14 protein-coding genes are annotated in these 15,287 nt (G+C 68.8%); 4 read left to right on the top strand and 10 right to left on the bottom strand.

Annotated features, from left to right (window positions below):
* Positions 1-100 precede the first annotated feature (100 nt).
* The 3 genes from argA to WHX56_RS14575 all read left to right on the top strand — a co-directional run bounded on the left by argA (position 101) and on the right by WHX56_RS14575 (position 3,912).
* Positions 101-1,459, top strand: a complete 1,359-nt coding sequence (gene argA, locus WHX56_RS14585; protein WP_338881639.1) for an amino-acid N-acetyltransferase — start codon at positions 101-103, stop codon at positions 1,457-1,459.
* A 106-nt stretch (positions 1,460-1,565) separates the two neighbouring features.
* Positions 1,566-1,838 carry an oxidative damage protection protein gene (locus tag WHX56_RS14580; RefSeq protein WP_129245738.1) on the top strand — a complete coding sequence of 91 codons (273 nt, stop codon included), beginning with the start codon at positions 1,566-1,568 and terminating at the stop codon, positions 1,836-1,838.
* Positions 1,839-1,968: 130 nt separating this feature from the next.
* A complete protein-coding gene (locus WHX56_RS14575; protein WP_338881637.1) occupies positions 1,969-3,912 on the top strand; it encodes a phosphocholine-specific phospholipase C in 1,944 nt (647 codons plus the stop codon).
* 281 nt (positions 3,913-4,193) lie between these two features.
* Here the strand turns inward: WHX56_RS14575 and phoU are convergent, their stop codons facing one another.
* The 5 genes from phoU to rmuC all read right to left on the bottom strand — a co-directional run bounded on the left by phoU (position 4,194) and on the right by rmuC (position 10,553).
* On the bottom strand, positions 4,194-4,925 hold the full coding sequence (gene phoU / locus WHX56_RS14570; RefSeq protein ID WP_165360326.1) for a phosphate signaling complex protein PhoU: 732 nt from the start codon (positions 4,923-4,925) through the stop codon (positions 4,194-4,196).
* A gap of 171 nt (positions 4,926-5,096) precedes the next feature.
* A complete protein-coding gene (rpiA, locus tag WHX56_RS14565; RefSeq protein ID WP_129245743.1) occupies positions 5,097-5,777 on the bottom strand; it encodes a ribose-5-phosphate isomerase RpiA in 681 nt (226 codons plus the stop codon).
* 38 nt (positions 5,778-5,815) lie between these two features.
* Complete coding sequence (locus WHX56_RS14560) at positions 5,816-7,477, bottom strand: isovaleryl-CoA dehydrogenase (RefSeq protein ID WP_338881636.1); 1,662 nt, start codon at positions 7,475-7,477, stop codon at positions 5,816-5,818.
* Positions 7,478-7,534: 57 nt separating this feature from the next.
* Entirely contained in the window at positions 7,535-9,064 is a 1,530-nt protein-coding gene (locus WHX56_RS14555) for an amidase (RefSeq protein WP_338881634.1), read from the bottom strand.
* A gap of 118 nt (positions 9,065-9,182) precedes the next feature.
* Positions 9,183-10,553, bottom strand: a complete 1,371-nt coding sequence (gene rmuC, locus WHX56_RS14550; protein ID WP_338881633.1) for a DNA recombination protein RmuC — start codon at positions 10,551-10,553, stop codon at positions 9,183-9,185.
* A 133-nt stretch (positions 10,554-10,686) separates the two neighbouring features.
* Between rmuC and WHX56_RS14545 the strand changes: the two genes are divergently transcribed.
* Positions 10,687-11,385 carry a YrbL family protein gene (locus WHX56_RS14545; RefSeq protein WP_338881632.1) on the top strand — a complete coding sequence of 233 codons (699 nt, stop codon included), beginning with the start codon at positions 10,687-10,689 and terminating at the stop codon, positions 11,383-11,385.
* Here WHX56_RS14545 and WHX56_RS14540 read toward each other — a convergent pair whose 3' ends face one another.
* Genes WHX56_RS14540 through WHX56_RS14520 form a run of 5 tightly spaced genes read right to left on the bottom strand, consistent with a single transcriptional unit; the run spans position 11,386 to position 15,286 of the window.
* The gene (locus WHX56_RS14540) at positions 11,386-12,114 is read right to left on the bottom strand and encodes a DNA-3-methyladenine glycosylase (protein WP_338881631.1); all 729 of its coding nucleotides are present in this window, start codon (positions 12,112-12,114) and stop codon (positions 11,386-11,388) included.
* A complete protein-coding gene (locus tag WHX56_RS14535; RefSeq protein WP_129245756.1) occupies positions 12,083-12,439 on the bottom strand; it encodes a Spx/MgsR family RNA polymerase-binding regulatory protein in 357 nt (118 codons plus the stop codon). The genes WHX56_RS14540 and WHX56_RS14535 overlap by 32 nt, the downstream gene beginning before the upstream one ends.
* The gene (locus tag WHX56_RS14530; RefSeq protein ID WP_129245758.1) at positions 12,436-13,245 is read right to left on the bottom strand and encodes an ABC transporter permease subunit; all 810 of its coding nucleotides are present in this window, start codon (positions 13,243-13,245) and stop codon (positions 12,436-12,438) included. Before WHX56_RS14530 ends, WHX56_RS14535 begins: the two co-directional genes overlap by 4 nt.
* Positions 13,242-14,162 (bottom strand): ABC transporter permease subunit, encoded by a 921-nt coding sequence (locus tag WHX56_RS14525; protein WP_338881629.1) that lies wholly within the window; start codon positions 14,160-14,162, stop codon positions 13,242-13,244. Before WHX56_RS14525 ends, WHX56_RS14530 begins: the two co-directional genes overlap by 4 nt.
* On the bottom strand, positions 14,159-15,286 hold the full coding sequence (locus tag WHX56_RS14520) for an ABC transporter ATP-binding protein (protein ID WP_338881628.1): 1,128 nt from the start codon (positions 15,284-15,286) through the stop codon (positions 14,159-14,161). Before WHX56_RS14520 ends, WHX56_RS14525 begins: the two co-directional genes overlap by 4 nt.
* Between the last annotated feature and the right edge of the window lies 1 nt (position 15,287).

Here is a 15,287-nt window from a genome sequence, read left to right as displayed (position 1 = left end):
CCCGGCGGTCATATAATTTCGCCACGCCGTCCGCGCGACGGCGCTCTGACGCGGCATGGCGCCGCGTTTTTGCCGACTCTCAGGAATCCTTCCGCCCATCATGCCCGACCTGGAACCAGACACCGTCTCCGCCCTCGAAGCCCCAGAATTCGCACCCGCCCAGTTCGTCCGATGGTTTCGGGACGTGGCGCCCCATGTGCATGCTTTCCGAGGCAAGACGTTCGTGGTGGCGTTCGGCGGCGAACTGGTGCAGGCCGGCGCGCTGAATGCGCTGGTGCAGGACCTCTCGCTGCTGTCCTCGCTGGGCATCCGCCTGGTGCTGGTGCACGGCTCCCGCCCGCAGGTCAATGAGCAACTGCGCCTGAAGGGCTTTACCCAGCAGTTCGACCGCGGCCTGTCCCCCACCGACGCCGCCGCCCTGGAATGCGCCAAGGAAGCCGCCGGCGAGATCCGCCTGGATATCGAGGCCGCCTTCAGCCAGGGCCTGCCGAACACGCCCATGTCGCATGCGCACATCCGCGTGATTTCCGGCAACTTCGTCACCGCCCGCCCCGCCGGCGTGATCGACGGCGTGGACTACAAGCACACCGGCCAGGTGCGCAAGATCGATATCGACGCGCTGAAATTCGCCATCGAAAAAGGCTCGTCCGTGGTGCTGCTGTCGCCGCTGGGCTTCTCGCCCACCGGCGACGCGTTCAACCTGGCCATGGAAGACCTGGCCACCAGCGTCGCGGTGGCGCTGCGCGCCGAAAAACTGATCTTCCTGTCCGGTTCGCCGGGCGTGATGAACGACGACGGCACGCTGGACACCGAACTGGCCCGGGTGGATGCCGACGCCCTGCTGGCCGCCGGCACGCTGGACGAGGACACCCACGCCTTCCTGCATTGCGCGTCCCTGGCCGTCAAGCGCGGCGTGGCCCGCGCGCACCTGCTGCCCTTCACGCTGGACGGCAGCGTGCTGCTGGAGATCTTCACCCACGACGGCGTGGGCACCATGGTGGTCGAGGACACGCTGGACGACCTGCGCCCGGCCACGATCGACGACGTGGGCGCGATCCTCAGCCTGATCGAACCGCTGGAGGCCGACGGCACCCTGGTGCCCCGCCCCCGCAGCGTGGTCGAGCGCGACGTGGAGAATTTCACGGTGCTGGAGCACGACGGCGTGATCTACGGCTGCGCCACCCTGCACAGCTTCCCGGGCGAGCAAATGGCGGAAATGGCCTGCCTGATCGTGCATCCGGAATGGCAGGGGTCGGGCGAAGGCGAGATCCTGCTGCGCCACATGGAATCGCGCGCGCGCGCCGCGGGCGCCAAGCGGCTGTTCGTGCTGACCACCCGGACCTCGCACTGGTTCATGAAGCGCGGCTTCGTGCAGGGCGGCATCGCCGACCTGCCCCGCGAAAAGCAGAACAACTACAACCGTTCGCGCAACAGCCTGGTCTTCATCAAGAAGCTGTAACCGTCCCGGCCCCGGCGCCCAACCGCAGGACCCGAAGGGGCTTGGCGCCCTCTGGACGCCAAGCCCGCTAAAATACGGGCTTACTTATCTTTTCCGGCAGCGAACCATGGCCCGTACCGTCAACTGTGTGAAACTGAAGCGTGAAGCCGAAGGGCTGGATTTTCCGCCCTACCCCGGCGAACTCGGCACCAAGATCTGGCAGAGCATTTCCAAGGAAGCCTGGGAAGAATGGAAGGGCATCCAGACTCGCCTGGTCAACGAAAACCGCCTGAACCTGGCCGACGCCCGCGCGCGCAAGTACCTGAAAGAACAGATGGAGCGCTTCCTGTTCGAAGACGGCAGCGTCGAAGCCCAGGGCTACGTTCCGCCCTCGGCCTGACCTGGCCGCGCCCGCGCCCTCCCGCGGGCCCTCCGCTTCCGAAGCCCCTCGCCCGCGAGGGGCTTCGCGCTTCCGGCCCCGCCCTGCCGCGCGGGCTTAAGATCCCCCTATCGATGGGTATCGCGCCGCCATGAAAACAGAACCGTCCCCCGCCGCCTTTCCTGCGATCGCCCGCGCGCTGGAAATCGCCCCCGACCGCCAGACCGGCACGCTGCGGGACGTGCGCCACGTGGTGATCCTGATGCAGGAAAACCGTTCCTTCGACCATTATTTCGGCACGCTGCCCGGCGTGCGCGGCTTTGCCGACCCGCTGCTTGCGCCCACCGCCTCGGGCGACGTGCTGACGCAGGAGGACGGCGCGGCGCGGGTCCGTCCCTATGCCTTGCGGGCGGAATATCCCGGCGGCACGCCGGTGGGCTACATCACGCCGCATACCTGGGACGACGCCCAGCGCGCCTGGAACGACGGCCGCATGGACCAATGGCTGCCCGCCAAGAGCCGGCTGGGCATGGGTGCCTACGACGGCGCGGACGTGCCGTTCCAGACCGCGCTGGCCGACGCCTTCACGCTGTGCGACGCCTACCACTGCTCGATGCACGCCGGCACCAATCCGAACCGGCTGTTCCTGTGGACCGGCACGAACGATCCGGCGGGGCTTGCGGGCGGCCCGGCTCTGGTCAACACCCACGACCGCCTGGGGCCCGCCGGCGAAGGCTATGCCTGGACCACTTATCCCGAACGCTTGCAGGACGCGGGCGTGGACTGGCGCATCTACCAGGACATGGAGGACAACTATCACGACAACCCGCTGGCCGGCTTCAGGCAGTACCGCCGGCAGCACGCGGACGGCGCCGCCGACGCCCCCTTGCGCGATCGCGGCCTGTCCACGCGCACCCTGGACGACCTGGCCCGCGACGTCGCCCGGGGCACGCTGCCGCAAGTGTCGTGGATCATCGCGCCCACTGCCGACTCCGAGCATCCGGAAGTCTCGTCGCCGCGCCAGGGCGGCGCCTACACCGAGCGCGTGCTGGACATCCTGACGCGCAACCCCGAGACCTGGAGCCGCTGCGTGTTCTTCGTCACCTACGACGAAAACGACTGCTTCTTCGACCACGTGCCGCCGCCCGCGCCGCCGGCCCGTCCCGCCGACGGGTCGTCGGGCGGCCTGTCCACCGTCGAGCTGGACGGCGAATACCACGACGCGCGGCACGGTCCCAGCGCCTCCACGCCGGACGATCCGCCCGGCCTGCACGGCCGCGGATTCGGGCTGGGCCCCCGCGTGCCGATGCTGGCGATCTCGCCCTGGAGCCGCGGCGGCTGGGTCAACTCGCAGGTGTTCGACCACACCTCCGTGATCCGCTTCCTGGAGGCCCGTTTCGGCGTGGCCGAACCCAACATCAGCGCATGGCGCCGCGCGGTGGCCGGAGACCTGACCTCGGCCTTCGACTTCGCCGGGGACAGCGGGCCGCAACCGGAACCAGGCGGGCGCCGCGCCTGCCCGCTGCCGTACGCGCTGGAGGCCGAAGGCGGGATGGCGGCGGACGGCGGGCATTACCGGCTGACGCTGCGCAATCCAGGCGAGGCGGGCGCGGTGCTGCACGTCTACGACCGGCTGGCGCTGGAACGGGCGCCCCGCCGCTACACGGTGGGCGCGGGCGGCCGCCTGGACGACGGCTGGCGCCTGGCCGATGGCGGCGCCTATGACTTGTGGCTGCTGGGTCCCGACGGCTTCCACCGGCAGTTCCGCGGCGACGGCCGGGATGCCGGGCGGATCGAGGCGCAACTGGCGCCGGCGGGCGCTGGATTGCGCCTGCGGCTGCTCAATCGCGGCGCTTCGCCGCAGCCCGTGGAATTGTCGTCGCGCATGGGAGACGGCTGGCGCGCCGCGGCGCAGGTGCCGGCCGGCGGCGCGCTGGACATCGAGTACGCGGGCTGCGAAGGCTGGTACGACCTGGAACTCGGCGCCCCGGGACTGCCGGCCTTCGGACGGAGGCTTGCCGGACGCATCGACGGAAGCAAGCCGGGTGTGCCGGATCCTAGGCTGGGGATTAGGGTGACGTTGCCTGAGGGCTGATGGTGGCGGCTTGCGGGGGTGTCAGACACCCTTTGCTGCGCTTGCCCAGTGTGAAGATTGTCTCCCCAGGGTGTCAGACACTGGCAACGAGGATTGTCTCTCCAGGGTGTCAGACACTGGCGACGATCCTGTGTCTGACACCCTACGAGAAACTCGCCAGGCTGAAGCCCGCCTGCCCGGGTGTCAGACACCCTTTGCCGCGCTCGCCCGGTGTGAAGATTATCTCCCCAGGGTGTCAGACACAGGCGACGATCCCGTGTCTGACACCCACCGCGAAGAAGCTACTGATCCTGCTGCGGCTCTTCCGAGTCTTCGTCGCCGCGCGCCTGGCGTTCGGTGTTCTTCACGCCGGTGTGGCGCACATCCGCGCCCTTGACCATGTAGATGACGCGTTCGGACATGTTCTTGGCGTGGTCGCCGATGCGCTCCAGCGCTCGCGCGATGAAGATCATGTCGATGGCGCGCGAAATGGTGCGCGGGTCTTCGATCATGTAGGTGATGAGGTGGCGCAGCGCGCCCTTCCATTCCTTGTCCACTTCCTTGTCGCTGCGCACGACGGCGGCGGCCTGGATGGGGTCGAGGCGGGCGAAGGCGTCCAGCGCCTGGTGCAGCATGGTGCGCACGTTGGCGGCCATGTGGCGCAGTTCGATCACCGGGATGTGGCGCAATTCGGCTTCGTGGATGCGGCGCGCGACCGTGGCGACCTTCTCGGCCTCGTCGCCGGAACGCTCCATGTCGGTCAGCATCTTGGACACGGCCATCAGCATGCGCAGGTCGATGGCGGTGGGCTGGTGCCGCGCCAGGATCCGGCTGATGCTCTCGTCGATCTCGACTTCGTGGCGGTTGACTTCCTTTTCCCGCTCGCGGACCTTCTCGACCAGCGACAGGTCGCCGCTGGCCAATGCGTCGATGGCCTCCTGGATCATGGCTTCCACCAAGCCGCCCATCTGCAAGAACTGCGAACGGACGCTTTCCAGATCCGCGTCGAACTGTTTGTTTGTGTGCTCCGACATCCGGGCTCCCTGCGTGGTTGGTCTCATGGCATCGCCCCGAAATTGAAGAGTGTTACGAAACGGGCCTGCACAACCCGCAAGGTTATGACCCAAGTGTGACAGGATTATGAATCGCGCCCCCGCCGCCCGCAAGGCGGGGCGGCACGAGGCAATGCGCCGCGCGGGGAACGGTCAGGCCCGGCGGTCCAGGCGGCGGATGCCGTTCTGCGTGGCCAGCAGCGCCACGTCGGCGCCCGGCATCGCGAACAGGCCGCAGGTCACCACGCCCGGCAGGTTGTTCAAGCGGGCTTCGAGGCCCGGGGCGTCGGTGATGGACAGGCCGGAAACGTCCAGGATGATGTTGCCGTTATCGGTGACGAAGCCCTCGCGCAGGCGGGGCTGGCCGCCCAGCGCCACCATGGCGCGCGCCACCGATTCGCGGGCCATCGGGATGACTTCGATCGGCAGCGGGAATTTGCCCATGGTCTGGACCAGCTTGGATTCGTCGGCGATGCAGATGTAGCGCCCGGCCACCGAGGCCACGATCTTCTCGCGCGTCAGCGCGCCGCCGCCGCCCTTGATCATGTGCAGGTTGGCGTCGATCTCGTCGGCGCCGTCCACATAGATGGGCATCGAGGACACGTCGTTCAGGTCCAGCACCTTCAGGCCGTGGCCGGCGAGCCGGGCGGCGCTGCGTTCCGAACTGGCCACCGTGCCGCCGATTCGGCCCTTGAAACGGGCCAGGCCGTCGATGAACAGATCGGCCGTGGAGCCCGTGCCCACGCCGATGACGACGTCCGGACCGGCGACCTGTTCAACGAATTCCAGGGCCGCGTCGGCGGCTTGCTGCTTGAGTTCTTGCTGGGAGAGCATGGCGGGAAGAAACGGAAAGGGTTGTCGAGCCGGGAAATTTAGCATGCGGCGGCGGGCCAGGCGCGCGCCAGGATCGCCTGAGTGTCCGCCCCCGCGGCCAGTTCGCCGTGGATGCCGCCGTCCGCGCGCAGACGGCTGGCGGCGAACGCCTGCCCGACCGCGTCCGGCGCATGCTGGATCAGCAAGGCGGCCTGCCACAGCCGCGCCAGGCCGGCGGCGATGCGCCGCGCCTGGAACTCGGCCTGCGCGGTATCGGCCAGCAGCGCACGCCAGCGCGCCAACGCGTCGTCGAAGTCGCGGTTCCGGCCCCGCGCCGGGGCGAATTCGCGCTCCAGCGCGGGCAGGGCCTCGGGCTCGCGCTGCAAGGCGCGCAGCACGTCCAGCGCCATGACGTTGCCCGATCCTTCCCAGATGGAATTGACCGGCGTCTCGCGGTACAGCCTGGGCATCGGGCCCTCTTCCACATAGCCGTTGCCGCCCCAGACCTCCATGCACTCCGCCACCGCGGCGATGGCGCGCTTGCACACCCAGAGCTTGGCGGCGGGCGTGCCCACGCGGACGAGCGCGCGGGCCTGCGCGTCGGCGCGCTCGTCCACCGCGCGCGCCAGCCGCAGCGCCAGCGCCATGGCGGCCTCGCTTTCCAGGGCCAGGTCGGCCAGCACATTGCGCATCAGCGGCTGTTCGATCAGGGGCTTGCCGAAGGCCTGCCGGTGCCGCGCGTGATGGGCCGACTGCACCAGCGCCTGCCGCATCAGCGCGGTGCTGCCCAGCACGCAATCCAGCCGCGTGGTGGCGGCCATTTCCAGCAGCACGGCCAGGCCCCGGCCCGGCTCGCCCAGCAGCACGCCCCAGGCGTCCTCGAACTCGACCTCGGCGCTTGCATTGCTGCAATTGCCGAGCTTGTCCTTCAGCCGCCGGATGCGGACGGCGTTGCGCGGCCCGTCCGGTATCCAGCGCGGCACGAAGAAGCAGCTAAGCCCTTCGTCCGTCTGCGCCAGCACCAGGTGCGCGTCCGCCTGCGGCACCGACAGGAACCATTTGTGGCCCACCAGGCTGTAGGGATTGCCCCGGCCGGACGCCCCCAGCGGCACGGCCCGCGTGCTCACGGCGCGCAGGTCCGAGCCGCCCTGCTTTTCGGTCAGGCCCATGCCGATCAGGGCGCCGCGCTTGGCGGACAGCGGCGCGTCGGCGCCGTCGAATTCGCGCGAATACAGCGCCGCCAGCCACTGCCCGCCGAAATCCACGGCCCCCGCCGGCTCGCGCTGCAGCAGGGGCACCGCGGCAAAGGTCATGGTCGTGGGGCACAGCGTGCCGGCTTCGACCTGGCCCTGCATCACGTAGGCCGCCGCGCGCGCCACCTGCGCGCCCGGCTCGGGCTGCGCCCAGGCGCGGCTGTGCAGGCCGCGCGCCATGATGCCGCCCATGAGCAGATTCCAGGACGGATGGAATTCGATATGGTCGATGCGGTGGCCGCCGCGGTCGTAGCCGAGCAGCCGCGGCGGGCAGCGGTTGACCTGCGCGCCGGCTTCCAGCGTCTGCGCGCGGCCCAGCCAGGCGCCGTGCGCGGCCAGTTCGCCCGCCCAGGCCCGCGCGCCTTCCCGGTCGACCGCGGCGCGCAGCGCCGGATCGGTCTCGTACAGGGAATAGTCTTCCAGGGGCGGGACCTGGTTGAATACGGTGTGCGTCGCGAACGATGACATGGCAACTCCCTGAATCCATCCGCCGATGCGCCGCCGGCTGGCGGCGCGCCGCCAGCCTCAGCGGGCCATGGGCGCCACCAGGGCCCAGGGCCGCAGCGCCTCGACCTGCGCGGCCAGTTCCAGCAGCAGGGCCTCGCTGCCCAGCGGGCCCATCAACTGGATGCCGATGGGCAGACCGTCGGACGACATGCCGAAAGGAATGGAGATGGCGGGCATGCCGGTCAGGTTGGCCAGCGGCGCGAAGGGCGAATAGCCGATGACGCCCTTCTTGCCCAGACGGTAGGCCAGATAATCCGCGTTGTCCATGGCGTAGCGGCCGATGGGCGCGGGCGGCTGCGCCAGCACCGGGCTCAGGAACAGGTCGTGCCCCTGCGCGCCGTCGCGCTCCAGGAAACGGCCGACGCGGCGCGTGATGTCGTGGCAGGTGTCCACGCAGGCCACGTATTGCGCGCCGGAGATCGCGCGGGCATATTCGCGCGCGCCCAGCGTGGTGGGCTGCAGTTCATCGGCGGCGAGGCGGCGGCCGCGCCCGCCGACGAAGGCGTCGATGGCGTTGGCCGCCGCGCTGGCGATCAGCGGCAGCATGGGCGACAGCACTTCCTCCGACCCCACGGGCGGCGCGGCCCGCACCAGCTCGTGGCCCAGCGACGCGAAGAACCGGGCGGCCTCGTCAAGGGTGGCCGCCACCTCGGGGTGGATGGCTTCGCCTTCGTAGGTCGTATCGATGAACGCGATGCGGCGGCGCGCCGCCGCTTGCGGATCGGCCGCCACGCGCGCCACGACCCCGCGATACGATTCCGCGGGCTGGGCCGGCGCCGCGTACGGCGCGCCCACGTCGGCGCCCGCGCTGATGTCCAGCGATGCCGCGCAGTCGCGCACCGACAGCGTCATCATGTGTTCCGTGGCTAGCCCGCCCCAGCCCTCGCCCTTGAGCGGCCCCAGCGGCATCAGGCCGCGCGACGGCTTCAGGCCGAGCACGCCACAGCAGGAAGACGGGATGCGGATCGACCCGCCGCCGTCGCTGCCGTGCGCGATGCGCACCATGCCGCTGGCCAGCGCCGCCCCCGCGCCGCCGCTGGAGCCGCCCGCGCTGTGGCCGGCCTTCCAGGGGTTCTGCGTGGCCGGGCCGTACACCGGCGATTCGGTGGTGGGGCTCAGGCCCAGTTCGGCGCTGGTCGTGCGGCCGAACGGAATCAGGCCGGCGCGGCGGTACCGCTTGACGATCTCGGCGTCGACATTCCATTCGACCTGGCCATAAAGCACCGACCCCATGGCGCTGGGCAGGCCCAGCGCGGCGGTGCCCAGGTCCTTGAGCAAGGTGGGCACGCCCAGGAACGGCCGGTGGCGCAGTTGCGCCTGCCGTTGTTCCGGCGGCAGCGCCGCCAGTTCGTCGTCCAGCGCCTTGGCCAGGCGCAGGCCGGCTTCCGCCTGCACGCCGCAAGCCGCGTTGATCGCGGGATTGCGGGCCGCCACCCGGTCCACCGCCTGCTGCATTGCGGCAAGCGCCGTCGTGACCCCTAGTGCGATATCGGCGCCCAGCGCCGTCGCGTCGAGGGTAGAGGAATCATGGCGTTCAGCGGTGCTCATGCTTGCGATGCTCCAGGTATCGGCGGCGAATTGCCGCACATGCCAGGATATCGGCTGTCGGAGCGGGCAACAAGCGCGGGCGGCCACGCCCGGCGCCTGCTCCGTCCCTCCGGGCGGATCAGTCGGCGCCGGCGGACGGCGTCTCCGGATCGCCGGCCTCTTCGCCGGCCTCGCCCAGCAACAGCCGCGCATCGGCATCGGGCAGCGCCTCCACGTCCTTCAGGTTCCTGAGCATGACGCGGGTGCGCACCTCGGTCTGGCCGATCTTGTTGCTGGCGGTGTCCAGCGTCTTCTTGACGCTGGCCAGCGCGTCGCCGAATTTGCCGAATTCCGTCTTGACCGCCCGCAGCACCTGCCAGACCTCGGACGAACGCTGTTCGATCGCCAGGGTGCGGAACCCCATCTGCAGGCTGTTCAGCAGGGCCGCGAGGTTGCTGGGGCCCGCCACGTTGACGCGCAGGTCGTGCAGCCTGTCCAGCAGGCCCGGCCGCCGCAGCACCTCGGCGTACAGGCTTTCGGTGGGCAGGAACATGATGGCGAAGTCGGTGGTGTGCGGCGGCGCGACGTACTTGGCCGCGATCGAGCGGGCCTGCACTTCGACGGCGCGGCCCAGCGCGGCCCCGGCGTTCTTGACGCCTTCGGCGTCCGCCGCGTCCTGCGCGTCCATGAGGCGTTCGTATTCCTCTTTGGGGAACTTGGCGTCGATCGGCAGCCAGACCGGCCCGGCGCCGTCGCCGCGCCCGGGCAGGCGGATGGCGAACTCGACCACCGCTTCGCTGCCCGGCACCGGCTTGATGTTGCTGGCGTACTGGTCCGGCGTCATGTTGTCTTCGATCAGCCGGGCCAGTTGCACCTCGCCCCAGGTGCCGCGCGATTTCACGTTGGTCAGCACGCGCTTCAGGTCGCCGACACCCGCGGCCAGCGCCTGCATTTCGCCCAGCCCCTTGTGCACGGCTTCGAGGCGGTCCGACACCAGCTTGAAGGACTCGCCCAGGCGCTGTTCCAGCGTGGCGTGGAGTTTCTCGTCCACCGTCCGCCGCATTTCATCCAGCTTGGCGCTGTTGTCGGTTTGCAACGATTGCAGACGCTGGTCCACCGTGGCCCGCACTTCCATCAGGCGGCGCTCGTTGATCTGGATAAGGCCCTGCAACTGCTCGGCGAAGCCCGCGGCGAAGCGCGCCAGCGATTCCGCCGACTCGGCGCGCGCGGCCTGCGCGTCGCGCGACAGCCCGGCGCGCAGTTCGTCCTGGGTCTGCGCCAACTCCGCCCGCAAGGCGCGCGCCGATTCCGAGAATTCGCTGCGCAGGCCGCGCTGGCCCTCCGCGATATCGGCGCGCAGGGCGCGTTCGGTTCTTTCCAGCCCCTCCAGCAGCGAGTCCAGGCGGGCATCGGCGGCGGACGGGCGCAACCAGGCCAGCAGCGCCGCGAGAAAGGCCAGAACGGCGCCGCCCGCGGCGGCCCAAAGCAGAATATCGTTCAACGGATGCATCTCCAAAGCCTGGATTGTAGGACCCCTGCCCCGCCCGCCGCGGCGAAAGAAAGCCGGATCGGGACTTGCCCGGCTGCCCGCCGGGAGATAAGCGGATTAAACTCTCGCCCATCCAAACCGGCCTCACACCCCCTTGAACCCTGCTGATCTCTCTTCCGGCACGCCCGCGGCGTCGTTCCAGTCCGTATTCGGCCCGCTGAACCTGGATGGCGAAGTCCCGCTTGCCACCGGCGGCGACCGGCACATCTTCCAGCATCCCCACATGCCGTCCTTGCTGGTCAAGGTCATGGACATGCGCGCCCGCGCCGTGTACCTGGAAGCGCGCCCCTTCAAGCGCTGGTACAAACAGTACCAGCGCGAAAGCGCCTATCGGGTCTACCTGAACGAAATCTCGGAATACGTGACCACCACCACCCGCCCTTCCGGCGTGTGGCAGGTGCCCATGGCGCGCATCCTGGGCGTGGCGCAAACCACGCTGGGCCTGGGCCTGGTGGTCGAGAAGATCCGCGACGGCGAGGGCAATATCGCCCCCACCGTCGCCGACCTGGCGCGCCAGGGCAAGTTCGATGCGGCGCTGAGCGCGCAACTGGACGAATTCTTCGACGACCTCGCCGACGCCCACGTCGTCATGCACGACGTGTCCGCCAGCAATATCGCCTGCGGCCTGAATGCCGACGGCAAGCCGGGCCTGTACCTGATCGACGGCTTCGGGGTGCTGCCCCTCATCCCGCTGTACGCCTGGAGCAAGCGCCTGAACCGACGGCGCATCCGGCGCAAGTACGCGGAAATGCGCGCGTCGCTGGCCAGGCGCCTCGCAACGCCCGCCGGCTAGCTAGGGCGCCTCGGGCAGCACGATGCCCTGGCGGTCCACCCACACGTAGTCGTGGCCGGCGCGCTGCCCGCGCCGCAGCGGATTGCGGGTGCAGAAGGCGGCGTAGGCCGGGTCCACGAAGCGGTAGCTCAGGTGCTCGTCCCGGCCCAGGGGAATGCCCAGGCGCGTGGTGCAGATCAGCGGGGCCGGCGCTTCTCCCACGTCTTCGACGTAGAGGGCGCGGGGATCGAAGCGGCGCGCGTCCCAGTCAGGCACCTTCAGCCCGAGCGCGCGGCACAGCAGCGTCTGGCCGGCGCACAGACTGGCGGGCGGCCTGGGCCGCCCTTGCGCGTCGGGGTTCAGTTCCTGCATGCGGGCCAGCGCCTGCGGGCCGGACAGCGCGTCCGTCCAGGGGTAGCCGGACTTGATCAGCACGGCATTGCCGGGGCCGGCCGCGCTGAAGTTCAGCGAATCCCCGCCGCGGGCGTAATACATGTAGACGGTGCCGCCGTCCATGAACAGCGCGCGGCGCTTGTGGGTATATCCGAGCGACGCGTGGCTGCCCTTCTCTTCGAGGTAATAGGCTTCGGTCTCGATGATGCGGGCCGACAGCCACAGGCCGCCGACGCGGTGCCGGATGACCTTGCCCAGCAGTTCGCGCGCCAGTTGCGCCGCGTCGCGGTCGAAGAACGCGTCGGGCAGCGCCGGGCCGGCCGCCTCAGGCGAAGCGTTCGCCGTAGCGCTTTTCACTGAAGCCAACGCTCACCTCGCCATCCGGGGTCACCGTGACCGGGCGCCGCACCAGCGCCGGGTACTCGGCGATCAACTGGCTCCATTGGGCGTCGGTGTGCGCGGTCTTGCGGTCTTCGGGCAGGTTGCGCCAGGTCATGGACGCGCGGTTGGCCAGCTTTTCCCATCCGCCGACCTTGTCGGCCCAGGACTTCAGGGTGGCGGCGGGCACCGGATGGTCGCGGTAATCGACGAAGGCGTGGTCGACGCCATGTTCGGTCAGCCAGTCGCGCGCCTTGACGCAGGTGCTGCACTTGGTCAGGCCATACAGGGTGGTTTGCTTCATTTGGGTTCGGACTCCTTGCGCCATTGCATGCGGTTGGCCAGGATCACGCAGGTGCCCACCGCCAGGATGAACAGTGTAGCCAGCGCGTTGATCTCGGGTTTCAGGCCCAGGCGCACCCGCGAGAAAACTTCCATCGGCAGCGTGCTGGAACTGGGACCGGACAGGAACGACGCCAGGACGACGTCATCCAGCGACAGCGTGAAGGACAGCAGCCAGGCCGAGGCCAGCGCCGGCGCGATGAGCGGCAGCGTGATCCGGAAGAACACGGTGATGGGCGTGGCGCCCAGGTCCAGCGCGGCCTCTTCCAGCGAACGGTCCAGGTCGCGGATGCGCGTCTGGATGATGACCGCCACGAAGGCCATGCAGAGGGTCACGTGGCCCACCCAGATCGTGAAGACGCCGTTCTCGGCGGGCCAGCCCAGGCTGCCGCGCAGTTCCACGAACATCAGCAAGAGCGAAATGCCCAGCACCACCTCGGGGATGACCAGGGGCGCGCTGAGCATGCCCACGTACAGCGCGAAGCCGCGGAAGCGCCCCATGCGCCCCAGCACGTAGCCCGCCCACGTGCCGATGACGACCGCGGCGGTGGCGGTCATGGCGGCGATGCGGAACGACAGCCAGGCCGCCCGCAGCAGCGCGTCGTCGTTGAACAGCGAGTGATACCAGCGGAACGAGAATCCGGTCCAGGACGTGACGGTGGGCGACTCGTTGAACGAGAACACCATCAGGCTGAGGATGGGCACGTACAGGAAGAAGTACCCCAGCCCCAGCACGGCGGCGCGCAAAGTCTTATTGGGCCCGTTCATTTGCGGCCTCCGCCCGCCTGCTCCTGCTGCTTGACCTGGTTGTACTGGAAGACCACCAGCGGCACCAGCAGCAACAGCACCATCACGCAGGTCACGGCCGAGGCCATGGGCCAGTCGGCGTTGTTGAAGAATTCATTCCACATGACGCGGCCCATCATGAGCGTATTGGCGCCGCCCAGCATTTCCGGGATCACGTATTCGCCCACGGCGGGGATGAACACCAGCATGGCGCCCGCGATCACGCCCTGGCGCGACAGCGGCACGGTGATCTGCCAGAACGCCTGCCAGGGCTTGGCGCCCAGGTCGTAGGCGGCTTCCAGCAGGCGCAGGTCCATCTTCACCAGCGTGGCGTACAGCGGCAGGATGAAGAACGGCAGGTAGGCATAGACCATGCCGATATAGACCGCGACATCGGTGCGGTAGATTTCCAGCGGGCTGGAAATGATGCCCAGGCCCTGCAGCAGGTTGTTGAGCAGGCCGTCGTTGCGCAGGATGCCCACCCAGGCGTACACGCGCAGCAGCAGCGAGGTCCAGAACGGCAGGATCACGCCCAAGAGCAGCAGGTTGCGCATGGCGGGCGACGAACGCGCGATGTAGTAGGCGATGGGATAGCCGATCAGCACGCAGCACAGCGTGGTGATCGCGGCGATCTTCACCGAGTTCAGGTAGGTGGCGAAGTACAGGCTGTCGGTGAACAGCAGGATGTAGCCGCGCAGGTGCAGGCTGAACTGCACCGCTTCGTCCTTGAATTCAGCCAGCGACGTATACGGCGGAATGCCGAACTTCAGTTCGGCGAAGCTGATCTTGAAGACCAGCAGGAACGGGACCAGCAGGAACAGCACCAGCCAGGCGAACGGCGGCACCACCGCCAGCGCGCGGCCCGACGGCAACCAGTCGCGGGGCGAAAACCGGATCATGACGCCAGCACCGTCGCGCTGTCGGAGTCCCAACTGACGAAGATTTCCTCGTCGATGCCGGGCGCGTCCATCTGGGCCAGCAGCAGGCTGGGCACGCTGGCCTCCACCGTCTTGCCGGAATCCAGGCGGATCTGGTAGAGCGCGTAGCTGCCCATCCACGCCATGTGGCTGACCATGCCGTGGGCCCAGTTGTATTCGCCTTCAGGCTGTTCGCGCGACACCACCAGCCGCTCGGGGCGGATGGAGACGTGCACTTCCATGCCCAGCGGTTCGCTCACGCCGTGGTTGACGAAGAGCGGCCGGGTCAGTTCGCCGCATTCGATGGCGACGTGGTCGGGTTCGTCCACCACGATGATGCCGGTGAACATGTTGGTCGAGCCGATGAAGCTGGCGACGAAGCGCGAATTCGGGAAGGCGTAGACATCCTGCGGCGAGCCGCATTGGACGATCTGGCCTTCGGTCATGACGGCCAGCCGGTGCGCCATGGTCATGGCTTCTTCCTGGTCGTGGGTGACCATGATGCAGGTCACGCCGACCTGCTCCAGGATCTTCACCAGTTCGATCTGCGTTTTCTGGCGGATCTGCTTGTCCAGCGCGGACATCGGCTCGTCCAGCAGCAGCAGCTTGGGACGCTTGACCAGGCTGCGCGCCAGGGCCACGCGCTGCTGCTGGCCGCCCGACAATTGGTTGGGCTTGCGGCGCGAATAGCCGGCCATCTGGACCAGGTCCAGGGCCTCGAACACGCGGTCGTGGATTTCGGCGCGGTCCACGCCTTCCTGCTTGAGGCCGAAGGCCACGTTGGCCTCGACCGTCATGTGCGGGAACAGCGCATAGGACTGGAACATCATGTTCACGGGCCGCCGGTACGGCGGCACGTGCGTGATGTCCTCGCCGTCCAGCAGGATCTGGCCCGAGGTGGCCTCTTCGAATCCCGCCAGCATGCGCAGCAGCGTGGACTTGCCGCTGCCCGAGCTGCCCAGCAGGGCGAAGATCTCGTTGCGCTTGACCGACAGATTGACGGAACGGACGGCGACCACGTCGCCGAAGATCTTTACGACATCGGAGATCCGGACGAACTCGTCCGGGTCCGCCGAATGCTGCGCCGAGTAACGGCTTTCGCTCATG

Source organism: Achromobacter veterisilvae (genome assembly GCF_037619525.1).
In the GTDB taxonomy this organism is placed as follows: Bacteria; Pseudomonadota; Gammaproteobacteria; order Burkholderiales; family Burkholderiaceae_B; genus Achromobacter; species Achromobacter veterisilvae.
The sequence above is the reverse complement of the archived record's forward strand: the minus strand, read 5'-3'. Positions and strand labels throughout refer to the sequence as shown.

Coding starts and splice junctions, on each gene's coding strand:
- WHX56_RS14525 (WP_338881629.1), bottom strand. CDS start 14,162: ATGATCCGGTTTTCGCCCCGCGACTGGTTGCCGTCGGGCCGCGCGCTG.
- WHX56_RS14520 (WP_338881628.1), bottom strand. CDS start 15,286: ATGAGCGAAAGCCGTTACTCGGCGCAGCATTCGGCGGACCCGGACGAG.
- rmuC (WP_338881633.1), bottom strand. CDS start 10,553: ATGCATCCGTTGAACGATATTCTGCTTTGGGCCGCCGCGGGCGGCGCC.
- WHX56_RS14530 (WP_129245758.1), bottom strand. CDS start 13,245: ATGAACGGGCCCAATAAGACTTTGCGCGCCGCCGTGCTGGGGCTGGGG.
- WHX56_RS14560 (WP_338881636.1), bottom strand. CDS start 7,477: ATGTCATCGTTCGCGACGCACACCGTATTCAACCAGGTCCCGCCCCTG.
- WHX56_RS14580 (WP_129245738.1), top strand. CDS start 1,566: ATGGCCCGTACCGTCAACTGTGTGAAACTGAAGCGTGAAGCCGAAGGG.
- WHX56_RS14575 (WP_338881637.1), top strand. CDS start 1,969: ATGAAAACAGAACCGTCCCCCGCCGCCTTTCCTGCGATCGCCCGCGCG.
- phoU (WP_165360326.1), bottom strand. CDS start 4,925: ATGTCGGAGCACACAAACAAACAGTTCGACGCGGATCTGGAAAGCGTC.
- argA (WP_338881639.1), top strand. CDS start 101: ATGCCCGACCTGGAACCAGACACCGTCTCCGCCCTCGAAGCCCCAGAA.
- rpiA (WP_129245743.1), bottom strand. CDS start 5,777: ATGCTCTCCCAGCAAGAACTCAAGCAGCAAGCCGCCGACGCGGCCCTG.
- WHX56_RS14535 (WP_129245756.1), bottom strand. CDS start 12,439: ATGAAGCAAACCACCCTGTATGGCCTGACCAAGTGCAGCACCTGCGTC.
- WHX56_RS14555 (WP_338881634.1), bottom strand. CDS start 9,064: ATGAGCACCGCTGAACGCCATGATTCCTCTACCCTCGACGCGACGGCG.